Origin of the sequence: Brevundimonas sp. Leaf168 (genome assembly GCF_001423685.1) — a bacterium.
Lineage (GTDB): Bacteria > Pseudomonadota > Alphaproteobacteria > Caulobacterales > Caulobacteraceae > Brevundimonas > Brevundimonas vesicularis_C.
Genome location: NZ_LMOY01000008.1, coordinates 307,608 through 329,323 on the forward strand (window position 1 = coordinate 307,608; position 21,716 = coordinate 329,323).

General features: G+C 69.1%; 22 protein-coding genes. 10 read left to right on the top strand and 12 right to left on the bottom strand.

Features of this window, described 5'->3' with window-relative positions:
- Positions 1 to 112 precede the first annotated feature (112 nt).
- Complete coding sequence (locus ASF81_RS08810) at positions 113 to 661, bottom strand: DUF2239 family protein (RefSeq protein WP_055807756.1); 549 nt, start codon at positions 659 to 661, stop codon at positions 113 to 115.
- A 58-nt stretch (positions 662 to 719) separates the two neighbouring features.
- Here ASF81_RS08810 and ASF81_RS08815 point away from each other — a divergent pair, with 58 nt between their 5' ends.
- Positions 720 to 1,055, top strand: coding sequence for a GIY-YIG nuclease family protein (locus ASF81_RS08815; RefSeq protein WP_055807758.1), 336 nt, complete (start codon positions 720 to 722; stop codon positions 1,053 to 1,055).
- Here ASF81_RS08815 and ASF81_RS08820 read toward each other — a convergent pair.
- Together ASF81_RS08820 and ASF81_RS08825 are read right to left on the bottom strand one after the other, a co-directional pair.
- The gene (locus tag ASF81_RS08820) at positions 1,052 to 1,738 is read right to left on the bottom strand and encodes a glutathione S-transferase family protein (protein ID WP_055807760.1); all 687 of its coding nucleotides are present in this window, start codon (positions 1,736 to 1,738) and stop codon (positions 1,052 to 1,054) included. The genes ASF81_RS08815 and ASF81_RS08820 overlap by 4 nt on opposite strands.
- Before the next feature lie 44 nt (positions 1,739 to 1,782).
- On the bottom strand, positions 1,783 to 2,775 hold the full coding sequence (locus tag ASF81_RS08825; protein WP_055807762.1) for a cation diffusion facilitator family transporter: 993 nt from the start codon (positions 2,773 to 2,775) through the stop codon (positions 1,783 to 1,785).
- Positions 2,776 to 2,913: 138 nt separating this feature from the next.
- On the opposite strand from ASF81_RS08825, the gene ASF81_RS08830 reads away from it, so the two are divergent.
- The 8 genes from ASF81_RS08830 to accD all read left to right on the top strand — a co-directional run bounded on the left by ASF81_RS08830 (position 2,914) and on the right by accD (position 9,581).
- Positions 2,914 to 3,714, top strand: a complete 801-nt coding sequence (locus tag ASF81_RS08830) for an undecaprenyl-diphosphate phosphatase (RefSeq protein WP_055807764.1) — start codon at positions 2,914 to 2,916, stop codon at positions 3,712 to 3,714.
- A 4-nt stretch (positions 3,715 to 3,718) separates the two neighbouring features.
- A complete protein-coding gene (locus ASF81_RS08835) occupies positions 3,719 to 4,618 on the top strand; it encodes a class I SAM-dependent methyltransferase (RefSeq protein ID WP_055807766.1) in 900 nt (299 codons plus the stop codon).
- Positions 4,619 to 4,650: 32 nt separating this feature from the next.
- The gene (locus ASF81_RS08840; protein WP_055807768.1) at positions 4,651 to 5,403 is read left to right on the top strand and encodes a pseudouridine synthase; all 753 of its coding nucleotides are present in this window, start codon (positions 4,651 to 4,653) and stop codon (positions 5,401 to 5,403) included.
- A gap of 40 nt (positions 5,404 to 5,443) precedes the next feature.
- A complete protein-coding gene (locus tag ASF81_RS08845; RefSeq protein WP_055807770.1) occupies positions 5,444 to 6,085 on the top strand; it encodes a phosphoribosylanthranilate isomerase in 642 nt (213 codons plus the stop codon).
- Between the two features lie 77 nt (positions 6,086 to 6,162).
- Complete coding sequence (gene trpB / locus ASF81_RS08850) at positions 6,163 to 7,365, top strand: tryptophan synthase subunit beta (protein WP_168189973.1); 1,203 nt, start codon at positions 6,163 to 6,165, stop codon at positions 7,363 to 7,365.
- Positions 7,362 to 7,841 carry a hypothetical protein gene (locus ASF81_RS08855; protein ID WP_055807772.1) on the top strand — a complete coding sequence of 160 codons (480 nt, stop codon included), beginning with the start codon at positions 7,362 to 7,364 and terminating at the stop codon, positions 7,839 to 7,841. Before trpB ends, ASF81_RS08855 begins: the two co-directional genes overlap by 4 nt.
- Entirely contained in the window at positions 7,838 to 8,680 is an 843-nt protein-coding gene (gene trpA / locus ASF81_RS08860; RefSeq protein WP_055807774.1) for a tryptophan synthase subunit alpha, read from the top strand. Before ASF81_RS08855 ends, trpA begins: the two co-directional genes overlap by 4 nt.
- Positions 8,681 to 8,690: 10 nt before the next feature.
- The gene (accD, locus tag ASF81_RS08865) at positions 8,691 to 9,581 is read left to right on the top strand and encodes an acetyl-CoA carboxylase, carboxyltransferase subunit beta (RefSeq protein ID WP_055807775.1); all 891 of its coding nucleotides are present in this window, start codon (positions 8,691 to 8,693) and stop codon (positions 9,579 to 9,581) included.
- On the opposite strand, the gene ASF81_RS08870 is transcribed toward accD, so the two are convergent.
- Entirely contained in the window at positions 9,536 to 9,979 is a 444-nt protein-coding gene (locus tag ASF81_RS08870) for a DoxX family protein (protein ID WP_055807778.1), read from the bottom strand. The genes accD and ASF81_RS08870 overlap by 46 nt on opposite strands.
- Before the next feature lie 36 nt (positions 9,980 to 10,015).
- On the opposite strand from ASF81_RS08870, the gene ASF81_RS08875 reads away from it, so the two are divergent.
- Positions 10,016 to 11,302 carry a folylpolyglutamate synthase/dihydrofolate synthase family protein gene (locus tag ASF81_RS08875; RefSeq protein WP_055807780.1) on the top strand — a complete coding sequence of 429 codons (1,287 nt, stop codon included), beginning with the start codon at positions 10,016 to 10,018 and terminating at the stop codon, positions 11,300 to 11,302.
- On the opposite strand, the gene ASF81_RS08880 is transcribed toward ASF81_RS08875, so the two are convergent.
- The 8 genes from ASF81_RS08880 to ASF81_RS08915 form a co-directional block, all read right to left on the bottom strand.
- Entirely contained in the window at positions 11,299 to 11,484 is a 186-nt protein-coding gene (locus tag ASF81_RS08880; protein ID WP_017506225.1) for a hypothetical protein, read from the bottom strand. The genes ASF81_RS08875 and ASF81_RS08880 overlap by 4 nt on opposite strands.
- A gap of 72 nt (positions 11,485 to 11,556) precedes the next feature.
- Complete coding sequence (trxA, locus tag ASF81_RS08885) at positions 11,557 to 11,886, bottom strand: thioredoxin (protein ID WP_017506226.1); 330 nt, start codon at positions 11,884 to 11,886, stop codon at positions 11,557 to 11,559.
- A 116-nt stretch (positions 11,887 to 12,002) separates the two neighbouring features.
- Entirely contained in the window at positions 12,003 to 15,428 is a 3,426-nt protein-coding gene (addA, locus tag ASF81_RS08890; RefSeq protein WP_055807782.1) for a double-strand break repair helicase AddA, read from the bottom strand.
- Positions 15,425 to 18,490, bottom strand: coding sequence for a double-strand break repair protein AddB (addB, locus tag ASF81_RS08895; protein ID WP_055807784.1), 3,066 nt, complete (start codon positions 18,488 to 18,490; stop codon positions 15,425 to 15,427). Before addB ends, addA begins: the two co-directional genes overlap by 4 nt.
- Positions 18,487 to 19,218 carry an N-acetylmuramate alpha-1-phosphate uridylyltransferase MurU gene (gene murU, locus ASF81_RS08900; protein WP_055807786.1) on the bottom strand — a complete coding sequence of 244 codons (732 nt, stop codon included), beginning with the start codon at positions 19,216 to 19,218 and terminating at the stop codon, positions 18,487 to 18,489. Before murU ends, addB begins: the two co-directional genes overlap by 4 nt.
- The gene (gene amgK / locus ASF81_RS08905) at positions 19,215 to 20,306 is read right to left on the bottom strand and encodes an N-acetylmuramate/N-acetylglucosamine kinase AmgK (protein ID WP_055807789.1); all 1,092 of its coding nucleotides are present in this window, start codon (positions 20,304 to 20,306) and stop codon (positions 19,215 to 19,217) included. The genes murU and amgK overlap by 4 nt, the downstream gene beginning before the upstream one ends.
- Positions 20,299 to 20,757, bottom strand: coding sequence for a tRNA (adenosine(37)-N6)-threonylcarbamoyltransferase complex ATPase subunit type 1 TsaE (tsaE, locus tag ASF81_RS08910; RefSeq protein ID WP_055807791.1), 459 nt, complete (start codon positions 20,755 to 20,757; stop codon positions 20,299 to 20,301). Before tsaE ends, amgK begins: the two co-directional genes overlap by 8 nt.
- Complete coding sequence (locus ASF81_RS08915) at positions 20,754 to 21,608, bottom strand: GNAT family N-acetyltransferase (RefSeq protein ID WP_055807793.1); 855 nt, start codon at positions 21,606 to 21,608, stop codon at positions 20,754 to 20,756. Before ASF81_RS08915 ends, tsaE begins: the two co-directional genes overlap by 4 nt.
- Positions 21,609 to 21,716: the final 108 nt, after the last annotated feature.

Consider the following 21,716-nt stretch of genomic DNA (forward strand, 5'->3'; position numbering starts at 1 on the left):
TCGCGTCGTGACGGAGGGGTTCTTCAGCGCATCACTGGCGTCTGTGGGACTTCAAGAGCCCTTCCACCGCTACGCGGTCCCCCTCCCCACAAGTGGGGAGGGGACGACGTCGTCATTCGCGCGATGCAGGCTCGCCGTCGAACAGTTCGAGAATTTGGGCCCGAGCGTCAGTGGGCCAGGGGGCGATCAGGGCCGTCAGACGATCGCGATCGCCCGCGAACAGGGCGCGGCTGGCCTCTTCGAAGTCGGGGGCGTCGCCGGCCATCTCGACCATGAACCCGTAGGCGGCGTCAGTGCGACGGCGGCGTGCATCGTTTCCGGCGCCGGTCTTGCGGGCCTGTTCCACCAGACGGCGCAGGGCGGCCGAGGCGCCGCCCGGCTGGGTCGCCAGCCAGTCCCAGTGGCGAGGCAAAAGCGTGACCTCGCGCGCGGCGACTCCCAGGCGCGGACGGCCGCGCCTGGGAGTTTGGGCCAAAGCCGGTTCTTGTTCCCGAAGATCCAGATCGACCAGGCGACCGGTCGCCAGATCGAACACGCGCAGCGCAGCTTGAGGCGAGGCCGCCAGGGTTTTGCGAAAGGCGGCCGCCACGGCGGCGTCCGAGCCTCTTGCGATGCGTCGGGGGCCGTCGAACAGGACCAGATCACGATCTTCGTCGCTCATGTATTTACCCGGATGAAATTATCTGTCATGTTTCTACCCAGATAAATAAGAGAACGCCATGACCCCGACAAATCGCAAGAGCCTGATCGCCGAATATAAGGAGCGCGCGACCATCGCCGGGGTCTATGCCGTGATCTGCAGCGCGACGGGTCAGGCCTGGGTCGGCAAGAGCCGCCACATCGACACCGAGCAGAACGGCCTGTGGTTCGCGCTGCGCCACGGCGGCAGTCCGTATCGGTCGCTTCAGGCGGCGTGGACGGCGCACACGCCCGAAGATTTCCGCTTCGAACAGCTTGACCGTCTGCCGGAAGACATCTCGGATCTGAGGCGCAAGGACGAACTGGTCAGTCGCGCCAAGCTGTGGATCGCCCGGTTGAGCGCGGAGGCGCTTTAGAAATCCAGATCCGCATACCATGCCGAAGGCGGCACGCCGACGAAGCGGTCGGCGAGGAGGGGGCGGAAGCAGGGGCGGGATTTGAGCTTGGAGTACCAGGTCTTCAGACCGGGCCAGGTTTTCCACTGGATTTCGCCGAAATAGTCCAGCACCGACAGGTGGGCGGCGGCGATCAGGTCGGCCTGGGACAGGCGGCGGCCGGCCAGCCAGTCGCGCGCGGCGACCAGGTCCTCCAGCATGGCGAGATGTGATTTCAGGGCGTCGCGGCCGTCGCGCAGGGCGCGGGCTTCGGGCGGGCCCAGCTTGAGCAGCGGCTTTTCCATCCGCTCGTGCAGCAGGACGGCGTCGACCTCGTCCATGAAGCGGCGCTCGAACCAGCCGGTCAGGCGGCGCGCCTCGGCCCGTTCGGCGAGGTCGGCGGGCAGCAGCAGCGGCCCCTTCTGCTGATCCTCGATCCAGCCCAGGATGGCGGGCAGTTCGCACAGCACCAGCGGACGGCCGCGATCCATTGTCTGGATCACCGGCGGCAGGCCGGACGGATTGAAGTCATTGACCGGGCAATCGTCCTCCCACGGACGGACCGGGGTGTCGGTCCATTCGATCCGCGCCTCTCCCAGGGCCAGTCGCGCGGCGCGCGAGGCGGGCTGGAAGGCGAAGTGGAAAAGAACGCAAGGGTCGGCCATCTAAGGGTGATGCGCCCGGACCCGTTAAATCGGCGTTTACCGCATCAGGACCACGGCCCCTTGGGCGCGGGGCCGGTCGGGGCGGGCGTGGCTTGCGGGTCGGCGGGTGCAGCGGCGGGGATCACGGGCTGCGGACGGGCGTGGCCGCGCGGGTCGGCGTGGATCAGGATGTCGGCGGCGGGATATTGAGCCAGCACCCGGTTCTCGGCGGCGACGACGATGGCGTGGGCGGCGTCCAGGGTCTGGTGCGCGTCCAGGTCGACATGCATCTGGATCATCATCACCTGACCGGACATGCGGGTGCGCAACTGGTGCACGCCGAAGACCTGGGAGTCGGCGAGGACGGCCTTGGTGATGGCGGCGCGGTCGGCCTCGGGCACGGCGCGGTCCAGCAGGTGATCGGCGGCGGCCTTCAACATGCCGGTCGCGCCCCAGAACAGCCAGACGGCGACGACGATGCCTGCGGCCGCATCCAGTCCCGGCGCACCCAGGAAGGCGCCCGAAATCACGCCGATCAGCACCACGACGTTGGCAGCGAGGTCCGCCGCATAGTGGGCGCGGTCGCCGGCGACGGCGACAGAGCCGGTCTTCTTCAGCGTCTGGGTCTGCATCCACACCAGCCAGGCCGTGATGACGATGGTGGCGACCACGATCCCGCTCGCCCACAGACCAGCGGTCACGGGGCGAGGATCGAAGATGCGCTGCACGCCCTCCCAGGCGATGAAAATGGCCGAGGCGAAAACCAGCCCGGCCTGGACCAATGCCGACAGGGCCTCGCCCTTGCCATGGCCATAGCGATGGTCCTCGTCAGCCGGCGCGGCGGCCCAGCGCACGGCGAAGAAGGTGGTCAGGGACGCCGCCAGATCCAGAACAGAATCCGCCAGGGTCGCCAGGATGGAGACCGATCCTGAGGCGCCCAGCGCAAAGGCCTTCATCGCGATCAGCACCACCGCGACCCCGACCGACAGTCGGGTGATGCGGCGCGTGGCCAGATGGGCGTCGTCAAGCGAGGCGGGAGCGGGGGCGGGCGTCGTCATTGTCGGCTTCTTCTCGCGCAATCGTGGCTGAAAGCCAACCGCTGGCCCAAACGGGTCGTTCCGTCAGAAACGATCATGCTCTAGGGGGAAGGCATCCGGGCGCGGCGCGTTCCGGGCGCATTGGTTTTCGAGGGTCTCATGTCGGACTGGCTTGCCGCCATTATTCTGGGTCTGGTCGAGGGGCTGACCGAGTTCATTCCGGTCTCGTCGACCGGCCATATGCTGCTGCTGGGCCACTTCATGGGCTTCGAAAGCGCGGGCAAGACCTTCGAGATCGTGATCCAGCTGGGCGCATTGCTGGCCATCGTCAGCGTCTATTTCAAAAAGCTGTGGATCCTGGCGACGCGCTGGCCCTTCGACGCCGAGGCGCGCCGGTTCCTGATCGGGCTGCTGGTCGCCTTCGCGCCGGCTGTCGTGATCGGTTTCCTGGCCTATGACTTCATCAAGACGGTGCTGTTCGAGACGCCGCAGGTGGTGTGCATCGCCCTGATCGTCGGCGGCGTGATCCTGCTGCTGCTTGACCGGATGGACAAGACGCCCAAATGGCTGGACGCCGAGGCCTATCCGATGCGCATCTATTTTCTGATCGGCCTGTTCCAGTGCCTGGCCATGATCCCCGGCGTGTCGCGGTCCGGCGCCACCATCGCGGGCGGACTGCTGCTGAAGACCGACAAGCGGTCGGCGGCTGAGTTCAGCTTCTTTCTGGCCTTGCCCACCATGGGGGCGGCGGTGGCCTATGACCTGCTGAAGAACCACAAGACGCTGGATTTCAGCGACATCGGCCTGATTGTCGTGGGCTTCGTCGTGGCCTTCATCTCGGCCCTGGCGGTGGTGCGGTTCCTGCTGGATTTCGTGTCCAAGCGCGGCTTCGGCATCTTCGCCTGGTGGCGGATCGTGGTCGGGGTCGTAGGGTTGGCGCTGTTGCAGGCGGGGTTCTGAGACCATGACCACGCTTCTGTATGGCCGGCCGCCGGTCGTCTTCGATCCGCCCGGCGATGCGATCCAGACCTCGCCTCTGATCCCGGACTCGGCTGCGCTGGAGGCGCAGGACCCTGGCTCGGCCGACAGCGTCACGATCTACGCCCCGCCCGGCGTGCTGGAGCGGCGCTATGTGCTGGCCCTGGCGTTGAAGGCGCTGAAGGTCGGCGGACGGCTGGACGTCATGGCGCCCAAGGACAAGGGCGGCTCGCGCCTGGGCAAGGAACTGAAGACGTTCGGCCTCGAGGTCGCCGAGACCGCCAAGGCGCACCATCGCCGCTGCATCGTCATTCGACCCGAAACGGTCGAGGGGCAGGGCGAGGCCATTGCGGCGGGCGGGCCGCAGATCGTGCCAGGACTGGAAGCCTGGTCGCAGCCCGGCGTGTTCGCCTGGGACCGGATCGATCCGGGTTCGGCGCTGCTGGCCGAACATCTGCCGGCGATGAAGGGCGAGGGGGTCGATCTGGGCTGCGGCTATGGCGCGCTGTCGATCGTGGTGCTGCGCTCGCCTGCCGTGACCAAGCTGAAGATGGTCGACCTGGACCGCCGCGCCATCCAGGCCGCACGACGCAATATCGAGGACGACCGCGCCAAGGTCTGGTGGTTGGACGCCCGCACCCTGGAGGCCAAGGGCGACAAGGATTTCGTGGTCAGCAATCCGCCCTTTCACGACGGCGGGGCCGAGGACCGGCGGCTGGGTCAGGCCTTTATCCGGAAGGCGGCGGAACTTCTGAAGAAGGGCGGCGTCGCCTGGGTCGTCGCCAACCGGCACCTGCCCTATGAGGCCGAGCTGAACGCGGCGTTCAAACGGGTGCGGCTGGTCGCCGAGGCGGGCGGCTACAAGCTGTTCGAGGCGGTGAAGTGACCGCGCTCAAGCAGTCCGAAGGGCGGTAGCGCATGAAGAAAACCCCGACGTCGAGGGTCGATCGTCTGCTGGGCTCGATGGGCTATGGATCACGCGCCGAAATGGCGCGGATGGCCAAGGCGGGCGGCATCGTGCTGGACGGGGCGGACCTGACGGACGTGTCCAAACGCATTGCGGTGACGCCGGACCTGCCCACGCGAATGGAGATCGACGGCGAGCCGCTGGACCCCGTGCAGGGGCTGGTGATCCTGCTGAACAAGCCGCTGGGCATGACCTGCTCACACAAGGAAGAGGGGGCGCTGGTCTATGACATCCTGCCGGGACGGTGGCGGGCGCGCGATCCCGCCATCTCGACCATCGGACGGCTGGACAAGCAGACGACGGGCCTGCTTCTGCTGACCGACGACGGCGATCTGCTGCACCGGGTGATCAGTCCCAAACGCCATGTGGCCAAGGTTTACCGGGCGGGTCTGGCGCGGCCTCTGACGGGCACGGAAGGCGCGCTGTTCGCCTCGGGCGAGCTGGTCCTGGAGGGCGAGGACAAACCGCTTGCGCCGGCGGTGCTGGAGGTGGTGTCGCCGACCGAGGCCCTGCTGACGGTGACTGAGGGGCGCTATCATCAGGTGCGCCGGATGTTTGCGGCCGCCGGCAACCATGTCGAGACCCTGCATCGCGAACGGCTGGGCGGGCTGGTCTTGCCACCCGACCTGGCGCCTGGTCAGTGGCGCCTCGCGACGGCGGACGAGGTCGCTTCGATCTTCACGGCGCCCGAGAGCCTGGGTTGAGGCTCTTGACGCCTGCGGGATCGGACGCGCAGGTCGAGGCATGACCACCAAGATCAAGATTTGCGGCCTGACCACGCCGGACACGCTGGATGCCGCGCTGGATGCTGGGGCGGATTTCGTGGGGGCGGTGGTGTTTCCCAAAAGTCCACGCCATCTGGCGCCCGAAGCCGCCGCCGCCCTGTTCGAGCGGGCGCGGGGGCGGGCGAAGATCGTGGCGGTGACGGTCGATCCCGACGACGCCCTGCTGCAACAGATCGCCCGGACGCTGAGGCCCGACTTCATCCAGTTGCATGGGTCTGAGGCGCCGGCACGGGCCGAGCGCGTGCGGGCGCTGACGGGGGCGGGTGTGATCAAGGCCCTGCCGATCCGGCAGGCGGACGACTTCGCCGCCGCCGATGCGTGGGATGATCATGCTGATCATCTTATGTTCGACGCCAAGCCGCCGGAGGGGTCGGCGCTGCCCGGCGGGGTGGGACACAGCTTCGACTGGACCCTGCTGGCTGGTCGCGCCTTTCGCCATCCGTGGTTCCTGGCGGGCGGTCTGAACTCGGACAATGTGGCCGAGGCGCTGAGGATTACGGGCGCGCCCATGGTCGATGTGTCCTCTGGCGTGGAAAGCGCGCCGGGTGTTAAGGACGCCGACTGGATCGCGACCTTCATCCAAAACGCGAGCCGGTCGTAATTGCGACGCCTCTCCGCGTGAAAGTCGAAACCGTGAACGCCCAGACCCCCATTCAAGCCGCCGCTTCCACCCAGCCGCTGTCGAACGCCTACGCCTGGCCGGACGCGCAGGGTCGCTTCGGTCCGTATGGCGGTCAGTTCGTGGCCGAGACCCTGATGCCGCTGATCCACGAGCTGGACGCGGCCTACAAGGCGGCCAAGGCGGACCCCAGTTTCCAGGCCGAGCTTGACGGTTATCTGGAGCATTACGTCGGTCGCGAGAGCCCGCTGTATTTCGCCGAGCGCCTGACCGAACATTTCGGCGGGGCCAACATCTGGCTGAAGCGCGAGGACCTGAACCACACGGGCGCGCACAAGATCAACAACTGCATGGGCCAAATCCTGCTGGCCCGCCGCATGGGCAAGACGCGCATCATCGCCGAGACCGGCGCGGGGCAGCACGGCGTCGCCTCGGCGACCGTGTCGGCGCGCTTTGGCCTGCCCTGCACAGTCTATATGGGCGCGGTGGACGTGGAGCGGCAGCAGCCGAACGTGTTCCGCATGCGTCTGCTGGGTTCGGAAGTCTTCTCGGTCACGGCCGGCGCCGCGACCCTGAAGGACGCGATGAACGAGGCGATGCGCGACTGGGTCACCAACGTCTCGGACACCTATTACATCATCGGAACGGCGGCGGGTCCGCACCCCTATCCGGCCATGGTGCGCGATTTCCAGTCGGTGATCGGCAAGGAGATCAAGAGCCAGTCGATGGCCCGGATGGGCAAGCTGCCCGAAGCGGTGGTCGCCTGCATTGGCGGCGGGTCGAACGCCATCGGCGCCTTCCACCCCTTCATCGAGGACGAGGGCGTGCGGCTGATCGGCGTCGAAGCGGCCGGCCATGGTCTGGATACGCCGGATCACGCGGCCTCGCTGAAGGGCGGGCGGTCGGGCGTGCTGCACGGCAACCGGACCTATTTGCTGCAGGACGAAGACGGCAACATCGTCGAGGGCCATTCGATCTCGGCCGGGCTGGACTATCCGGGCATCGGTCCGGAACATGCCTGGCTGCACGACATCGGCCGGGCGGAATATCGTTCGGCGACGGACAACGAGGCGCTGGAGGCGTTCCAGCTGTGCTCGAAGCTGGAAGGCATCATTCCGGCGCTGGAGCCGGCCCACGCCCTGGCGCGGACAGGGGAAGTGGCGCGCGAAGTCGGCAAGGGCGGCGACGTCGTCCTGCTGATGTCGGGGCGCGGCGACAAGGACATCTTCCAGGTCGCCAAACATCTGGGAGTGAACCTGTGATCCGTACCCTTCTTGCGGCGACCGCCGTCCTGAGCCTGTCCGCCGCCGCTGCGCAGGCCCAGACGCCTACCCCGACGCCGGCCCCCGCTGCGCCGCAAGGCGGTCCGGCCGACGTCGGCCTGCTGCCCGGCGCGGAGCTGTCGCCCGATTGCGGAGGGCTGAACAATCTGACGGGGCGGGCCTATTGCGTGACCGCACAGCTGGGCCAGATCGGCGCTCTGGCCGACGCCTATATCGCCGATCTGGAAACCAAGAACTGGCTGGCCGCCGGCGGCGACGACAACCGCGTCGTCTTCATCAAGCGCCGCGAGGCCGGCGGCTGCGACGGCATGCAGATGGTCGCCTTCTACGACACCACCAAGACCGCCGTCGCCGAACTGCCTGGCTATCTGGGCTTCGCCACCATTCCGGGCGACGTGTGCGCGGCTGCCGCGGCCGCGACACCGCCTGCCGCCGCCGGATCTCCGCAACAATGACCACCGCCCGTATCGACGCGCGCTTCAAGGCGCTGAAGGCCGAGGGCCGTGCGGCCTTCATTCCTTACGTCATGGGCGGCGATCCGTCGCGCGAAGAGGCGCTGGCGATCCTGAACGGCCTGCCGGCTGCGGGCGCGGACATCATCGAACTGGGCTTTCCGTTCAGCGATCCGATGGCCGAGGGGCCGCCGATCCAGCGGGCGGCGATCCGGGGCATGGCGGCGGGCTTCGGCCTGCGCTCGACCATGGATCTGGCCAAGGAATTCCGTAAGGGCGACGACGCCACGCCCATCGTGCTGATGGGCTATCTGAACCCGATCGAGAGCTTGGGCTATGACGCCTTCGCCGCCTATGCCGCCGACTGCGGCATCGACGGGCTGATCGTGGTGGACTGTCCGCCGGAAGAGGCCGGGCCACTGATCGAGGCGCTGGACAAGGTGTCGATCTCGCTGATCCGCCTGGCGACGCCGACCTCGGATGACGACCGGCTGAAGATCGTTGTCCAGGGCACCTCGGGCTTTGTCTATTATGTCGCCGTCGCGGGCGTGACGGGCGTCAAGGAAGCGAACGCGGATGTCGTGGCGCCGGCCGTGGAGCGGGTGCGCAAGGCCTCGGGCCTGCCGGTCGCGGTCGGCTTCGGGGTCAAGACGCCGGAACGGGCCGCCGAGATCGCGCGCGTCGCCGATGCGGTGGTCGTGGGCTCGGCCCTGGTGGACGAGGTGGCGGCGGCGCTGGAGGCGAACGCACCCGTCGCGCCGCGCGTTCTGGCCCGGGTGAAGGCGCTGGGCGATGCGGTTCGATCCGTCGCCGCTAGTGCTTCCGTGGCGGAAACCGTCTAAGAGCGCGCGGATGAACGACAAGACCAAGCCTCAGGAAAAGCGCGGCGGCTGGCTGAGCCGCTTTGCGCCCGGCGTCCGCAAGATCGTGTCGCGCCGCGACACCCCGGACAATCTCTGGGTCAAGGATCCCGACAGCGGCGAGATGCTGTATCGCTCGGACCTAGAGGCCGCCCTTTGGGTGACGCCGTCGGGCCGGCATATGCGCATCGATGCGCCGACCCGCCTGAAGGCCACCTTCGACGGCGGCGTCTTCCAGGCCATCGACACGCCGGACGTGCCGGAAGATCCGCTGAAATTCTCGGACGGCAAATCCTACAAGGATCGCCTGAACGCCGCGCGCAAGGCCGCGGGCCGCAAGGATGCGATGGCCATCGGCTATGGTTCGGTCGGCGGTCAGAACGCGGTCGTGATTGTTCAGGATTTCACCTTCATGGGCGGGTCGCTGGGCATGGCGGCGGGCGAAGCCTTCATCAAGGCGGCGCGCGAGGCGGTGAGCCGCAAGGTTCCGCTGGTCTGTTTCACCGCCGCCGGCGGCGCGCGGATGCAGGAGGGCGCCCTGTCGCTGATGCAGATGGCGCGCACCACTCTGGCGATCGAAGAGCTGAAAGACGCCAGACTGCCCTACGCCGTGGTCCTGACGGATCCGACGACGGGCGGGGTGACGGCCTCCTACGCCATGCTGGGCGATGTGCATCTGGCCGAACCGGGTGCCCTGATCGGTTTCGCCGGACCGCGCGTGATCGAGGCGACCATCCGCGAGAAGCTGCCGCCCGGCTTCCAGCGCGCCGAATATCTGCAGGAAAAGGGAATGGTGGACAGGGTCGTGACCCGCGCCGACCTGCCGCGCACCCTGGGTCAGATCCTGTCCATGCTGATGGGCGGAACCCGCGCCGCCGCCTGAGACCGTCTGAAGGGCCAGTCGATCGCGGTCGAGGCCCACAGGCACCACCAGACGATGACCGGCTGAAACAGCAGGCGCGGGCCGTGATAGGCCCAGCCGAACCCTGCGCCCGACGTCATAAAATTGAGCGCATGCTGGATGTTGGCCGGATAGACGCAGACGGCGTAGGTGGCCAGCGCCCATCCGGCGGCGACCCGCAGGCCCGGGATCAGCAAACCCGCCGCGCCCAGCAGTTCGGCGATCCCCGTCAGGGCCACGACCAGGGCCGGCTGCGGAACCCACGCCGGCGTAATCCGCACGAAGGGGCCGGGGACCGTCAGATGCAGCACGCCTGCGCCCAAAAATACGGCCGCGAGGACGAGGCGCGCTGCGGTTCTGATCTGCGGCCTGGAAGTCATGTCGCGGTTCTCGAAATCAGGGGGTAAAGGAGGCGGATGGATCCCGTCTCCGAACGACTACGCGCGCGCCACCCCCAGCGGATCGACCTTTCGCTGGAAAGAATGCGCGTTCTGTGCGCGGCCCTTGGCGATCCACAGCACAAGCTTCCGCCGGTGATCCATGTGGCGGGCACCAACGGCAAGGGATCGACCGTCGCCCTGATCCGCGCCATCGCCGAGGCGGCGGGGCTGAAGGTGCACGCCTATACCTCGCCGCATCTGGTCCGGTTCAATGAGCGAATCCGGCTGGCCGGCAAACTGATCGAGGACGACCATCTGAACGCGATCCTGGACCGGATCGAGGCGGTCATGGCCGAGACGGACAGCGAGGCCACGGTGTTCGAAAGCACCACCGCCGCCGCCTTCCTGGCCATGTCCGAGACGCCCGCCGATCTGGCCATCATCGAGGTGGGCTTGGGCGGGGTGCTGGACGCCACAAACGTCATCGAACGGCCGCTGCTCAGCGTCATCGCTCCGGTCGACTACGACCATGCGGAGTTCCTGGGCACGGATCTGGCCGCCATCGCCTCGGAAAAGGCCGGGGTGCTGAAGGCCGGAGCGCCGGCCGTGATCGCGCGACAGAGGGAAGAGGCGATGGCCGCCATCGAGCGGCGGGCGACGGACGTCCATGCACGGCTGACCGTGCTGGGGGTCGATTTCGACGCCTGGGCCGAGCGGGGCGGTCTGGCGTTCCAGACGGCCGAACTGTTTATGGACCTGCCCGCGCCGGCCCTGGCAGGCGCGCACCAGATCGACAATGCGGCCCTGGCCGTGGCGGCGGCGGTCGAACTGGACCTGCCCGAGGCTGCGATCGCCGAGGGGCTGAAGCGCGTGCGCTGGCCCGCACGGCTGCAGAGGATTTCGGCGGGGCCATACGGCGCTGCGGCCAAGGCGGCGGAGGCGGAGCTGTGGCTGGACGGGGGGCACAATCCCCATGCAGCACGGGCGCTGGCGGCGTTTCTGGCCGAGCGTCAGGCGCGGGCGCCGCGTCCCCTGGCCCTGATCTGCGGCATGTTGAACAACAAGGATGCGGGCGGTTTCTTCGCCGCGCTGAAGGACAGCCAGGCCACCGTCTTCACGGTCGGCTTCGACGGGGCGGCGGCCGAGCCGACGGCCCTGGCGGCCGTGGCCCGCGGGCATGGGCTGGCGGCGACCCCGGCGGGTTCGGTTTCCGAGGCGCTGGACCTGGCGCTGCGCCTGGGCGCAGGCCGGATCGCCATCTGCGGATCGCTGTATCTGGCCGGCGAGGTCCTGGGCGCCAGCGAGGAGACTTGGCCGGTCTAGCGCGTCATCCAGGGCTTGGACTTGCCGGCGGCGATGCGGGCGGCCTGTTCGCGCTGGAAGCGACCGCCGCGCGGCGGCTTGGCGCGCGCATCCAGCTTGGCGGTCTTCAGCCGCAGGGCCTTCTGGACCGGGGTCTCGCCGGGGATGTCGTCAGCCGGGTTCGGGGTGTCTTCGTCGCTCATGGCGTCATCCTAGCATGAAAAACGCCCGCCGGTCGGACCGGCGGGCGCTTGATCTGACAGGGTCGAAAAGGCTCAGGCCTTGACGCCGGCCTCGGCCAGCCATTCGACGATCTTGCCCTTGGGCATGGCGCCGACCTTCATCGAGGCCATCTGGCCGTCCTTGAACAGCATCAGCGTCGGAATGCCCTTCACGCCCAGCTTCGACGGGGTCATGGGGCTGTCGTCGATGTTGATCTTGGCCACGGTGACCTGACCGCCCAGTTCGTCGGCGATCTGTTCCAGCGCTGGGCCGATCTGTTTGCAGGGGCCGCACCATTCGGCCCAGAAATCGACCAGGACCGGGGTCGAGGATTTCAGGACGTCGGCGTCAAAGCTTTCGTCCGTGACTTTCACTGTCGCCATGAATGGCTCCTTGGGCGCTATCGCTCGGCGCGCGGCGCCTCGCTGCTTGAGCGCAGGTTGATGTTGGCCGGAGCGTCCGGGTTCGGTCGCAGATGTGGGAGCGAATCGCGGGCAATTCAACTGCCCGCGAGCGCCGCCGCCAGCAGGGTTTCGGGAATGGGCATCAGCTTGGGCCCGTCGGTCCAGACCAGGGCGGCCTCGACCGGGCGATCGGGATAGAGGCGCTTCAGCACGGCGACATAGACGGCGGCCTGCAGCACATAGGCGGGATCGACCGCCTCGACGGCGTCTGGCGCAGGGCGGTTGGTCTTGTAATCGACGACCAGAACCTTCTCAGGCGTGACCACCAGCCGGTCGATGCGGCCGTTGATGGCGACGCCGGGCGGCAGGTCGGGCGCAGATCCCGTCAGGGCGACCTCGGCGCGGGAGCCGGAACCGAAGACCGGGGCGAAACGGGCGTCGTCTAGCACAGAAAAGGCAGCGGCGATCATCTCGGCGCGCTGGACCTCGTCCAGATCGGTCTCGCGGGCCAGCAGGCGACGGGCGGCGTCGGGGCGGTCGGCGGGCGCGATCTCGGGCAGGCGTTCCAGCAGCCGGTGGATCAGGTCTCCGCGCCGGAACCGCCCCAGCGATGCCCCGCCCGCCGCGCTGCGGGCCAGGGGCGAGGGGGCGGGGATGCGGATCGCGCCGCCCTCCATCCGCGAAGGCGAGGCGAAGCGGGCGGCGGCGTCGGCCGGCGGCGGCGAGGCGGCCCAGGCGGGCAGGGCGGCAGCGCACCGGACGTTATCGGCGGCGACCGGGCGACGCTCGGGATCAACGCCATAGCGACGCACGCCGTTGTCGATCTCGCGCACCTGATCGCCCAAGCGGTCGAAGGTTTCCTCGAGGATCGACCACCAGCTGCCGGCCTCGGCGCCTCGGCTTGAGGCGCGGCCCATGACGATGACGCGATCCCGGGCGCGCGTCAGGGCGACATAGAGCAGGCGCAGGGTCTCGTCGTCGGTGCGGCCCTGGCGCGCGGCGCGGGCGTCGGCCGAGGCCGGGCAGTCGTCCTTCGCCGAGCCGGGCGCCATCAGCCAGGCCTCGCCTTCGCCCTCTGGCGTAACCGCGGGCATCAGGGACGGACCTTGCGCCTTCGCTTTCATGGTGGTGTCGGGCAGGATGACGATGGGCGCCTCCAGACCCTTGGCGCCGTGGACAGTCATCACGCGGACCTCGCCGCGCGCGCCCTCCAGTTCGCGCTTCACCTCGACGTCGGCGGCCTCCAACTGGGCCAGGCAGGTCTCCAGATCGATCGCGCCACGGTTCTCGGCGGCCAGCACCTGGTTCAGGGTCTCGTCGATGGCTTCTTCCGCCTCGCGCCCCAGCCGGGCCAGGATGCGGGCGCGGCCGGACTGTCCCGTGTCGTCCACCCGGTTCAGGGCCTGGGAAAAGAAGGCGAAGGGGTCGCCGCCGCGTGCATTTATAGCGGCCTGCAACGCATCGCGGGCGCGGGCCCATTCGGGGCGTTCGTGCGCCCGGTCGCGCAGGTCGCGCCACAGCTGGCCGGCCTTGCGGTTCTCGCGCCCGGCCAGCGCGTAGAGGCCGTCCTCGTCCACATCGCACAGCGGGCTGCGCAGCACCTCGGCCAGGGACAGGTCGTCGTCGGGGAAGAGGGCGAAACGCGCCAGCGAGATCAGGTCGTCGAAGACGATATGGCTGGACAGTTTCAGCCGGTCCGCGCCGGCGACGGGCACGCCTTCGGTCTTCAGCGCCCGAATGATCTCCTCGAAGGTCGCGTCGCGACGTCGGACCAGGATGATGTAGTCGCCATAGCCGGCGGGGCGCAGGTCGCGGGTGCTGCGATCGAAGACGGCGAGGCCGCTTTCGACCTGGCGGCGGATTTCGCGGGCCAGATCGCGGGCCAGGCGTTTTCGGGCGCTGCCGGCGCTTTCCTGATCGACCGGATCGTCCCAGGCGTCGTTTTCGGGCGCGGGCTCGTCCAGGAACAGGGGCCACAGGTCGATGGCGCCGTGCTGGCCTACCCGCGCGGGGATGTGGCGGGCGATGTCGCCCTGGGGGCCGGTCAGGGCGCGGGTGCGGTCGGGATCGGCGAAGACGGCGTCGACGAAGGCCAGCACCTCTTCGGTCGAGCGGTAGGAGGTGTTCAACTCCGGCCCGGCGAAGGGCTCGCCGGCGCCCTCGGCCAGGGCAAGGAAGGCGCCGCGTTCCTGACGCAGCCGCTCCGGCCGGGCGCCCTGGAAGGAGTAGATCGACTGTTTCTCGTCGCCGACGGCGAAGACGGTGCGGCCGGACTTTTCGCCGGAGTAGAACTCGCCGGTCAGGGCGCGGACGATGGCCCATTGTTCGGGGGCGGTGTCCTGGGCCTCGTCGATCAGGACGTGATCGACCCCGCCGTCCAGCTTGTACAGCACCCAGGCGGCGGCCCCGTTTTGGGTCAGCAGGGCGGCGGCGCGCGCGACCAGGTCGGGGAAGTCGAGCGCCCCACGCTGGGCCTTGGCGGCTTCGTAAAAGGCGGCGTGGGCGCGGGCCAGGGTCAGGACCTTGACCGTATCGTCGGCGACCTTGGCCTTGCGCAGAGCCTCGCGCGTGGCGAGGAACTTGGTCTGAAGGTCCAGCAGCCAGCCGACCGCGCCTTGCGGCGCCGACTTTGTGCCCATGCTCTTTCGCGGTTCGCCCGCCAGGGTGCAGAAGACCCCGGCCAGGGCCGCGAACCCGGCATGGGGCGGGGCGGCGATGCTCATGGCGTCGGCGATCTTCTTGTCGTTGGCCGAGCCGGTTTCCATGGCCTCGGCCATGCGGTTCCACTCGCCGGGATCGATGAAGGCGACGAAATCGCGCTCCAAATCCTCCGGGCTGCGGTCGCGTTCGGCGCCGGTCAAGGACCAGGGATCGGGCGCGGTCCCGGCCTCGGCACGGTCGATATAGTCCAGCAGATCGGCGCGCTTGGCCTCGATCATCGACAGCAGGGCCTGGAACCGCTGCCAGTCCAGCTCGACGGCGAAATGGCTGTAGGCTTGGCCGATGGGGCCGTCCGGATCGGCGACGGCGGCGCGGGCCAGATCTTCACGCGCCGCGTGGCTGAGGGCGGTCGCGGCCTGGTCTTCCAGCACAGTGAAGCGGGGCGAGACCCCGGCCTCCAGCGGGAATCGCCGCAGCAGCTTTTCGCAGAAGGCGTGGATGGTCTGGATCTTCAGCCCGCCCGGCGTCTCCAGCGCGCGGGCGAACAGCTTGCGCGCGCGGGAGAGCGCGGCGTGATCCATCGCCTGCGGGTCGCCGTCGTCCAGCCGGGCCAGTTCGCGCGACAGTGCGGCGTCGTCCAGCACGGCCCAGCCGCCGAGCTGGTCGAACAGCCGGGCCTGCATCTCGGCGGCGGCGGCCTTGGTGTAGGTGACGCACAGGATGGCGCCGGGATCGACCTGATCCAGCAGCAGCCGCGCCACCCGGTTGACCAGGGTGGTTGTCTTGCCCGAACCGGCGTTGGCGGTGACGAAGACGGTCAGGCGCGGATCGGCGGCGACGATCTGAGGGGGGATGCTCATTCTTCGTCCCCGTCGCCGATCACAGACCATTCCCAGACACGGGCCAGATGATCGTAGTTGCCGCCGTGGTTGCCCATGAACTGGGGCGCGGCCCAGGAGACGTAAGGCGTGTTCTCGTCGTCGAACCGTTCGACGCAACGCTTCAGCCCGTCCAGCGCAGCCTGCGCCAGGTCGGCGGCCTCAAGGCCCGAGGCGCGGGTGACGACTTCGCCCGCCGTCTTTCGCCCGACCACGCGGACATAGGTCAGTTCGTCGGGCGTGACCGGGCCGTTGGTGTCCTTGAAGCCGCCGTCGGCCAGGATGGCGGCGGTCAGGGTCAGTTGCGGCGCGAAGCCGGACTTGACCTGTTTGGCGGACGGCGCCGCCCCGGTCTTGAAGTCCATGACCGCCGCCCCGTCGGACGCCAGCTCGATCCGGTCGGCGAAGGCCTTGACCGTGAAGGGGCCAGCGGGGGCGTCGAAGGTCATCGTCCCCTGCTGTTCCACCAGGATATCGACGCCGCGCGCCCGACGCCGGCGCTCGAACTCGGTCAGCCAGCGGGCGCAGTTGCGGGCCAGCGGCGCCTCACGCGCCATGGCCGCATCCTCGAACCCGCGCGCGCCCAGTTCGCGCAGCAGATGGTCGTGCAGGATGGCCTCGCAGTCGTCGGGCAGGTCGTTCGGCCAGTCCAGCGTCAGCCGCTCGATGGCGGCGTGGACGGCGTTGCCCCGAGCGAGCGCTTCGGCAGACGCGCCGGGCCGCTCCATCGCCTCCAGCCCCAGCACCCACAGGGTGTAGATGGCGTAGGGATCGCGCACCCAGCGTTCGATACGGGTGACGTACAGGCTGCGCGGACGGCGATGCACGGGCGGGCGCGGCTCTGGGCGTTTGGCGAACTGCGGCGGGCCGGGCGGCGGCGCATCCAGGGCGCGGGCCCAGTCGATGACGGCGGCCGGGCGGGCGATGGCGACGGGCGTTTCGACAGCGTTCGCGCCGCGCGTCAGCATCTCCAGTCGCCACAACCAGCGCGAGCGGACGGCGGGCTGGCCGCCGCGCCGCTCGCTGTGGATCAGGATGACTTCATCGGCGCAGGCGGCCTGGACAAAGTCCTGCGCCGTCTGGCCCAGGCGGCGTTCGGGCGGGGGCAGGCCCAGAGCCTTGCGCATCGGGCGCGACAGGAAGGGATCGGTCGGGGCTGCCTGGGGCCAGACGCCTTCCTCCAGCCCGGCAAGGATCATCCGGTCCGCCCTGACCAGACGCGCCTCGATGGCCCCGAGAATACGCAGCGACGGATGGGTGGCGCCGCCGGTGCGCACGACGTTTTCCTTGACCAGGGACGTGACCAGTTCGGCCAGTTCCCCGCGGCGGATGAGGCCGAGCGACGCCCCGCCGTCGATCAGGCCGGACAACAGGGCGGCGGCCGCCTCACCGTCGGGGCCGGCCCAGGCGTTCTGGCCGGCCAGGGTTTCGATCAGCCGGGTCAGGGCCGAGGCGGCGACGTTCAGACCCGCATCGGGGGTGAACACGGCGGTCGCGGCCTCGACGGCGGCCTGAAGCTGATCGACCAGGCGGGTCGCGGCCGACAGCCGGACCTGTTTCCATTCCGGCGGCGCCTTGCCGCGCCGGTCGGGCTGCACCGCTTCCAGCAGACGGCGATGGATGGCGGCGAAGTCGCGTGGACGGGGGCCGCGCAGGGCGTGTTCCTCCAACGCGGCGACGGCTGCCGCTTGAGAGGCGTCGCCCAGGTCGAACCGGACCAGCGGATGTTTGACGACGGCCAGCAGCAGATGCGGCTGGACCGGATCGGCGATCCAGCGGGCGCACAGATCGACCAGGGCGCCGGCGGGCAGGCGCGACAGAGGGGCGCCGGCGGACGAATCGGGGATGACGCCCCAGCGCTCCAGCCGGGCGGTAACGCGACGGCCCAGGGCCTGATCTGGCGTGACCAAGGCGCAGGTCTTGCCCGGCGTTTCCAACGTCTCGCGCATCATCAGGGCGATGGCGGCGGCGGCCTCTTCCTCGGCGCGGACGGTCAATAGGGACAGGCCCTGAAGCCCTTCGGCGATGGGGTCGCGCGCCTCGCTGCGCGCGGCGGCGGCTGAGCGGATGTCGCGGATGGCGCGGCGCCAGTCGTCGGTAGCCTCGGCGGGACGCAGGGCCTCGTTGACCAGTCGCTGGCGGGCCAGGCCGCGCGCCTCGACGGCCGCAGGAACGGCGGGACGGAACCAGGGGCGGACGGTTTCGCGCGCGATCTCGCAGCGGTCCAGCAGCCGCTTCATCGCACTTTGCGGATGCTGTTCGTCCAGCCGGTCCCAGACGCCGGCGTCTAGATCGAGGTCGAGGCCGGGCAAGACGACGCAGCCCAGCGGCGCCCTCGCCACGGCCTTCAGGACGTCGCCGGCGGCGGGGACGGTGCCGGTCGAACCGGCGGCGATGACGGGCTGGCGCGGCGGCTCGCGGTCCCACAGGTCGGCGAGGCGGCGCAGCAGGGTCGCGCGACGCCAGGCCGGATCGACCAGACCCAGTTCGGCCAGACGCTTCGGCCAGGCCTCGACCGCCAAGCCCAGGAACTCGGCCGACCGTTCCCAGTGTTCGGCCATTTCGCCGTCGACCAGGGTCGCGATCCGCTCCGGGTTCTGAACCTCTTCCAGTTGGCAGGAATCGAGGAAGCCGCCGAGCGCATCGGCGAGGTCCAGCGCGCGCATCGGGCTCAGGGACGCATCGAACTGTTCGACGATCATCCGCGCCATCTCGAACCGGCGGGTCAGGGCGGGGATGGCGGGCGGCAGGTCCAGACCCAGGGCGCCGGGCGTAAACGGCGGCTCGTCCTCCTCCAGATCGCCTAGCGGCCGCACCTGAGGCAGCAGGATGGGGCGACCCTGCGACAGCTTGGACAGGGCGCCGGTGAAGGCGCGCGCGGCCCGGCGGTTGGGCAACAGGATGGTGGCGTCCGACAGGGTTTCGGGCGGCAGATCGCCCAGCCAGGCCAGGACGCCGGCGGCCAGGTCTTCAAGGAACGGCCGGTGCGCGGGGATGGCGTACCAGCGCGGCGTGTCGCCGAGGAAGGGATCGAAGACGCTCACGCCTCTCCCGCCAGTTTCGCCTCGGCTTCATCCCGCGCCTGCGGGTCGCCGACGTGCATCCAGTCTCCGTCCAGGACACAGCCGAACAGACGTCCCTCAGCGGCGGACTTGCGCCAAAGGGGGCTGAGGGAGAAGGGGCCGTCGGGGCCGCGATCTGCATAGCCCGGCCGGGTGATGTGGACGCCCATATAGGCGAACGGCGCGGACGGGGCGTCGCCACGGAAGGTCAGCTTTCCATCGTCGGCCATGAAGAAATCGCCGTCGCCCTCAAAGCCGATGGAGCCTTCGCGGCGGGCCAGCAGCAAGGCGGCGTCCATCGTCTCAGGGTTCCACAGGCGGATCAGATCAGTGAGGGCGTCGCCTCGGTCGATCCAGACGCTGTCGATATTGGCGACGAAGACGGGATCGTCGCCCAGCAGGGCGTGGGCCTTCTTCAGCCCGCCGCCGGTCTCCAGCAGTTCGGCGCGTTCGTCGGAAATCACGATTTCAGGGCCCCGATTTTTAAGATTTTGGCCGCGCGCCGCCAGATGCGCTTCCAGTCGGTCGGCGAACCAGTGAACATTGACCACGGCCTTTTCGACGCCGGCGTCCGCCAGACGGTCCAGCACATGGTCGATCAGGGCGCGGCCCTCGACCTCGACCAGCGCCTTGGGTCGGTCGTCGGTCAGAGGGCGCATGCGGGTGCCCAGGCCGGCGGCGAGGACCATTGCGGTCTTCGGAGCGGTCATGCGCGCACCTCGGCAGGAACGTGACGGTCGAACCAGCCGGCGACGGGCGCCAGGGCCGGCTGTTCCAGATTGGCGTTCAGATGGCGCCACATGCGCGGCAGGAACTGGCGGTATCGCGGTTTGCCGTCGCGCGCGATCAGGCGGGCGAAGATGCCGATGATCCGCGCCTCGTTCAGGGCGGCGAGGCCTGAGTAGTCGGCCATGAAGGCGGCGCGGTCGACGCCGGGGCGCAAGGCGAAATAGCGGTCCAGGGCCTCGGCCTCCAGCGCCGGCGACACGTCGCGGCGGGCGTCCTGCAGCAGGGAGTGAAGGTCCCACGACGGGTGGGCGCGCACTGCGTCCTGGAAGTCGATCATGCCGACGCGGGCCGGGCCGTCGCGCTCTGGCAGCCAGATCAGGTTCTCCGCGTGATAGTCCCGGTGGGCCATGACCGAGGCCCCAGCCGCGCCGGAGGCGACGATTGGCGCCCAGGCGGCGCGCCAGTCGGCGACGGCGGCGGCGTCGAAGCGAACGCGGTCGTCGAGCTTCGGCAACCATTCGACGAACAGGTCGGCCCCACCCTGAAGCGCCGTCTCGTCATAGGTCAGCAATGGCCAGTCGCCGCCGGGGCCGTGCAGGGTTTCGGGCGGAGCGCCGGCCTCGTGCAGAACGGCTAGGGCCTCGATGGCGGCCAGATAAAGCGGCGTCTCGTCGGCGCCGCTCTCGATCACGCGGGCGAAAAGGTCGTCGCCGAAATCCTCCAGCACGGCCAGGCCGTTGGCGGCGTCCAAGGCCGGGATTTCGGGGGCGGACAGGCCCAGAGATTTCAGATGGGCGGCGACGGCGGCGAAGGCCTCGATCCGGCCAGCGGATAGGCGGGCGACGGCGTTCCAGCCTGCGGCGTGGCGCTGCTCGGGCGTCCAGCCTGGATCGCACGGCTGGCTTTCGGCGGCGGGCGCCTGATCCATAAGCATCAGGGTCGGGCCAGTCTCAGGCGTCAGCCGCTCATAACGCCGCGTCGAGGCGTCGCCGGGAAGGGGGGCGCGCGCGGCGTCGGCCAGGCCGGCGGCCTTCAGGAAGTCGAGACGGAGGGTTTCGCGGTCAGACATGCAGATCCTTCAGCCTCGTCTCCCATCGGCCTACGCCGGAAACGGTCGCAAGGCGGCCGTCGCCCTGTTCGGAGATTTCGATAATCAGCTGGTCCGCTCCTAAGAATCGGCCAGGATCGTCGCCCAGACGCTCGGGCCATTCGATCACGGCGCATCCCTCATCCAGCGCCTCGTCCAGCCCGATCTCGAACGCCTCTTCCGGCCGGGTCAGGCGGTAGAGGTCGAAATGGGCGACGGGCGGGTCGCTTTCGTAGAACTGAACCAGGGTGAAGGTCGGGCTGGGCACGTCCTCATCCGGCGTGGTCAGGGCGCGGATCAGGCCGCGCGCCAGGGTCGACTTGCCCATGCCCAGCGGACCGTAGAGCAGCAGACTGTCGCCCGCCGCCAGCAGGGGGGCGATGGCCTGGCCCAAGGCGGTGGTGGCCTCGGCGTCGGTCAGGGCGATCTTCATGGAAACACCGCGTCGTGGTCGGCGGCCAGGGTCCGCTCGGTGAAGGTCTTCAACGCCTCGGTGGCCTTGCCAGCGTCCACGTCCAGCCGATCGGCGGGAATGGGCAGGCCGACATCGACGCCGAACGGCTTGCCTTCCTTGTTCAGCAACTCGTGGAACAGGGTCACGTCGCGCAGCTCCTGCGAGACCTTGTCGAACAGGTGAAACAGCCGGCTGTACGGGCCGGTGACGTGCATGGGTACGACCGGCGCATCGTATTTGCGCGCCATCGAAGCGGCGGTCGGGGCCCATCCGGGATCGGTCAGGACGCCGTTCTTCTCGCGCGCCAGACGGCCGGCGGGGAACATGACGACGCAGCGTTCAGCCTCGAACGCCTCCCTGGCGGCGTTCAGTGTGGCGCGGGTCTTTTCGCGGGTGCGTTTGTCGTGGACCCATTCGACGGGGATGATGGTCTCGTCCAATCGCGGCGAGACGCGGATGGCGTCGGCGTTGGCGAAGAAGATCATGTCGCTGCGCCGCTGCTTGATCGCGTCGAACACGGCGACCCCGTCGGCTATGCCGGTGGGGTGGTTGCAGACGACGACGCAACGGCCGCTCGCCGGCAGACGGTCCAGGTTCGTCGTCGTCACCTTCAGCCTCAGCAGGTCCGAGACGTAGTCGAAGGTCTCGGTCCCCGACAGGTCGCGTATGGCGTCGGCCATCCGCACCGCCGCCCCATAGCCCAGCACGCCGTAGAGCGCCGGCCGCACGACCGGCCACAACGGCGAGGCGGTCAGGCGCGGGGCGCGTTCGGCGATCAGCACATCGACGATGTGGGGCTGACGGCGGGCGGGAAGGGTGGCGGCGGTCATGAAAGATCGCTTGTCGCCGGTTCGGTCGGAGGGGGCAAGATGCGCGGCGTCGTGGACGCTTGGCGATCGGACGGGCGGCCCCTATCACTGTCGAAAAGCTGTGGGGGA

Coding starts and splice junctions, on each gene's coding strand:
- tsaE (WP_055807791.1), bottom strand. CDS start 20,757: ATGAAGATCGCCCTGACCGACGCCGAGGCCACCACCGCCTTGGGCCAG.
- ASF81_RS08915 (WP_055807793.1), bottom strand. CDS start 21,608: ATGACCGCCGCCACCCTTCCCGCCCGCCGTCAGCCCCACATCGTCGAT.
- ASF81_RS08820 (WP_055807760.1), bottom strand. CDS start 1,738: ATGGCCGACCCTTGCGTTCTTTTCCACTTCGCCTTCCAGCCCGCCTCG.
- murU (WP_055807786.1), bottom strand. CDS start 19,218: ATGACCGCTCCGAAGACCGCAATGGTCCTCGCCGCCGGCCTGGGCACC.
- addA (WP_055807782.1), bottom strand. CDS start 15,428: ATGAGCATCCCCCCTCAGATCGTCGCCGCCGATCCGCGCCTGACCGTC.
- ASF81_RS08840 (WP_055807768.1), top strand. CDS start 4,651: ATGAAGAAAACCCCGACGTCGAGGGTCGATCGTCTGCTGGGCTCGATG.
- amgK (WP_055807789.1), bottom strand. CDS start 20,306: ATGTCTGACCGCGAAACCCTCCGTCTCGACTTCCTGAAGGCCGCCGGC.
- ASF81_RS08815 (WP_055807758.1), top strand. CDS start 720: ATGACCCCGACAAATCGCAAGAGCCTGATCGCCGAATATAAGGAGCGC.
- ASF81_RS08810 (WP_055807756.1), bottom strand. CDS start 661: ATGAGCGACGAAGATCGTGATCTGGTCCTGTTCGACGGCCCCCGACGC.
- trpA (WP_055807774.1), top strand. CDS start 7,838: ATGACCACCGCCCGTATCGACGCGCGCTTCAAGGCGCTGAAGGCCGAG.
- ASF81_RS08835 (WP_055807766.1), top strand. CDS start 3,719: ATGACCACGCTTCTGTATGGCCGGCCGCCGGTCGTCTTCGATCCGCCC.
- ASF81_RS08870 (WP_055807778.1), bottom strand. CDS start 9,979: ATGACTTCCAGGCCGCAGATCAGAACCGCAGCGCGCCTCGTCCTCGCG.
- ASF81_RS08875 (WP_055807780.1), top strand. CDS start 10,016: ATGGATCCCGTCTCCGAACGACTACGCGCGCGCCACCCCCAGCGGATC.
- ASF81_RS08825 (WP_055807762.1), bottom strand. CDS start 2,775: ATGACGACGCCCGCCCCCGCTCCCGCCTCGCTTGACGACGCCCATCTG.
- trxA (WP_017506226.1), bottom strand. CDS start 11,886: ATGGCGACAGTGAAAGTCACGGACGAAAGCTTTGACGCCGACGTCCTG.
- ASF81_RS08830 (WP_055807764.1), top strand. CDS start 2,914: ATGTCGGACTGGCTTGCCGCCATTATTCTGGGTCTGGTCGAGGGGCTG.
- accD (WP_055807775.1), top strand. CDS start 8,691: ATGAACGACAAGACCAAGCCTCAGGAAAAGCGCGGCGGCTGGCTGAGC.
- ASF81_RS08880 (WP_017506225.1), bottom strand. CDS start 11,484: ATGAGCGACGAAGACACCCCGAACCCGGCTGACGACATCCCCGGCGAG.
- ASF81_RS08845 (WP_055807770.1), top strand. CDS start 5,444: ATGACCACCAAGATCAAGATTTGCGGCCTGACCACGCCGGACACGCTG.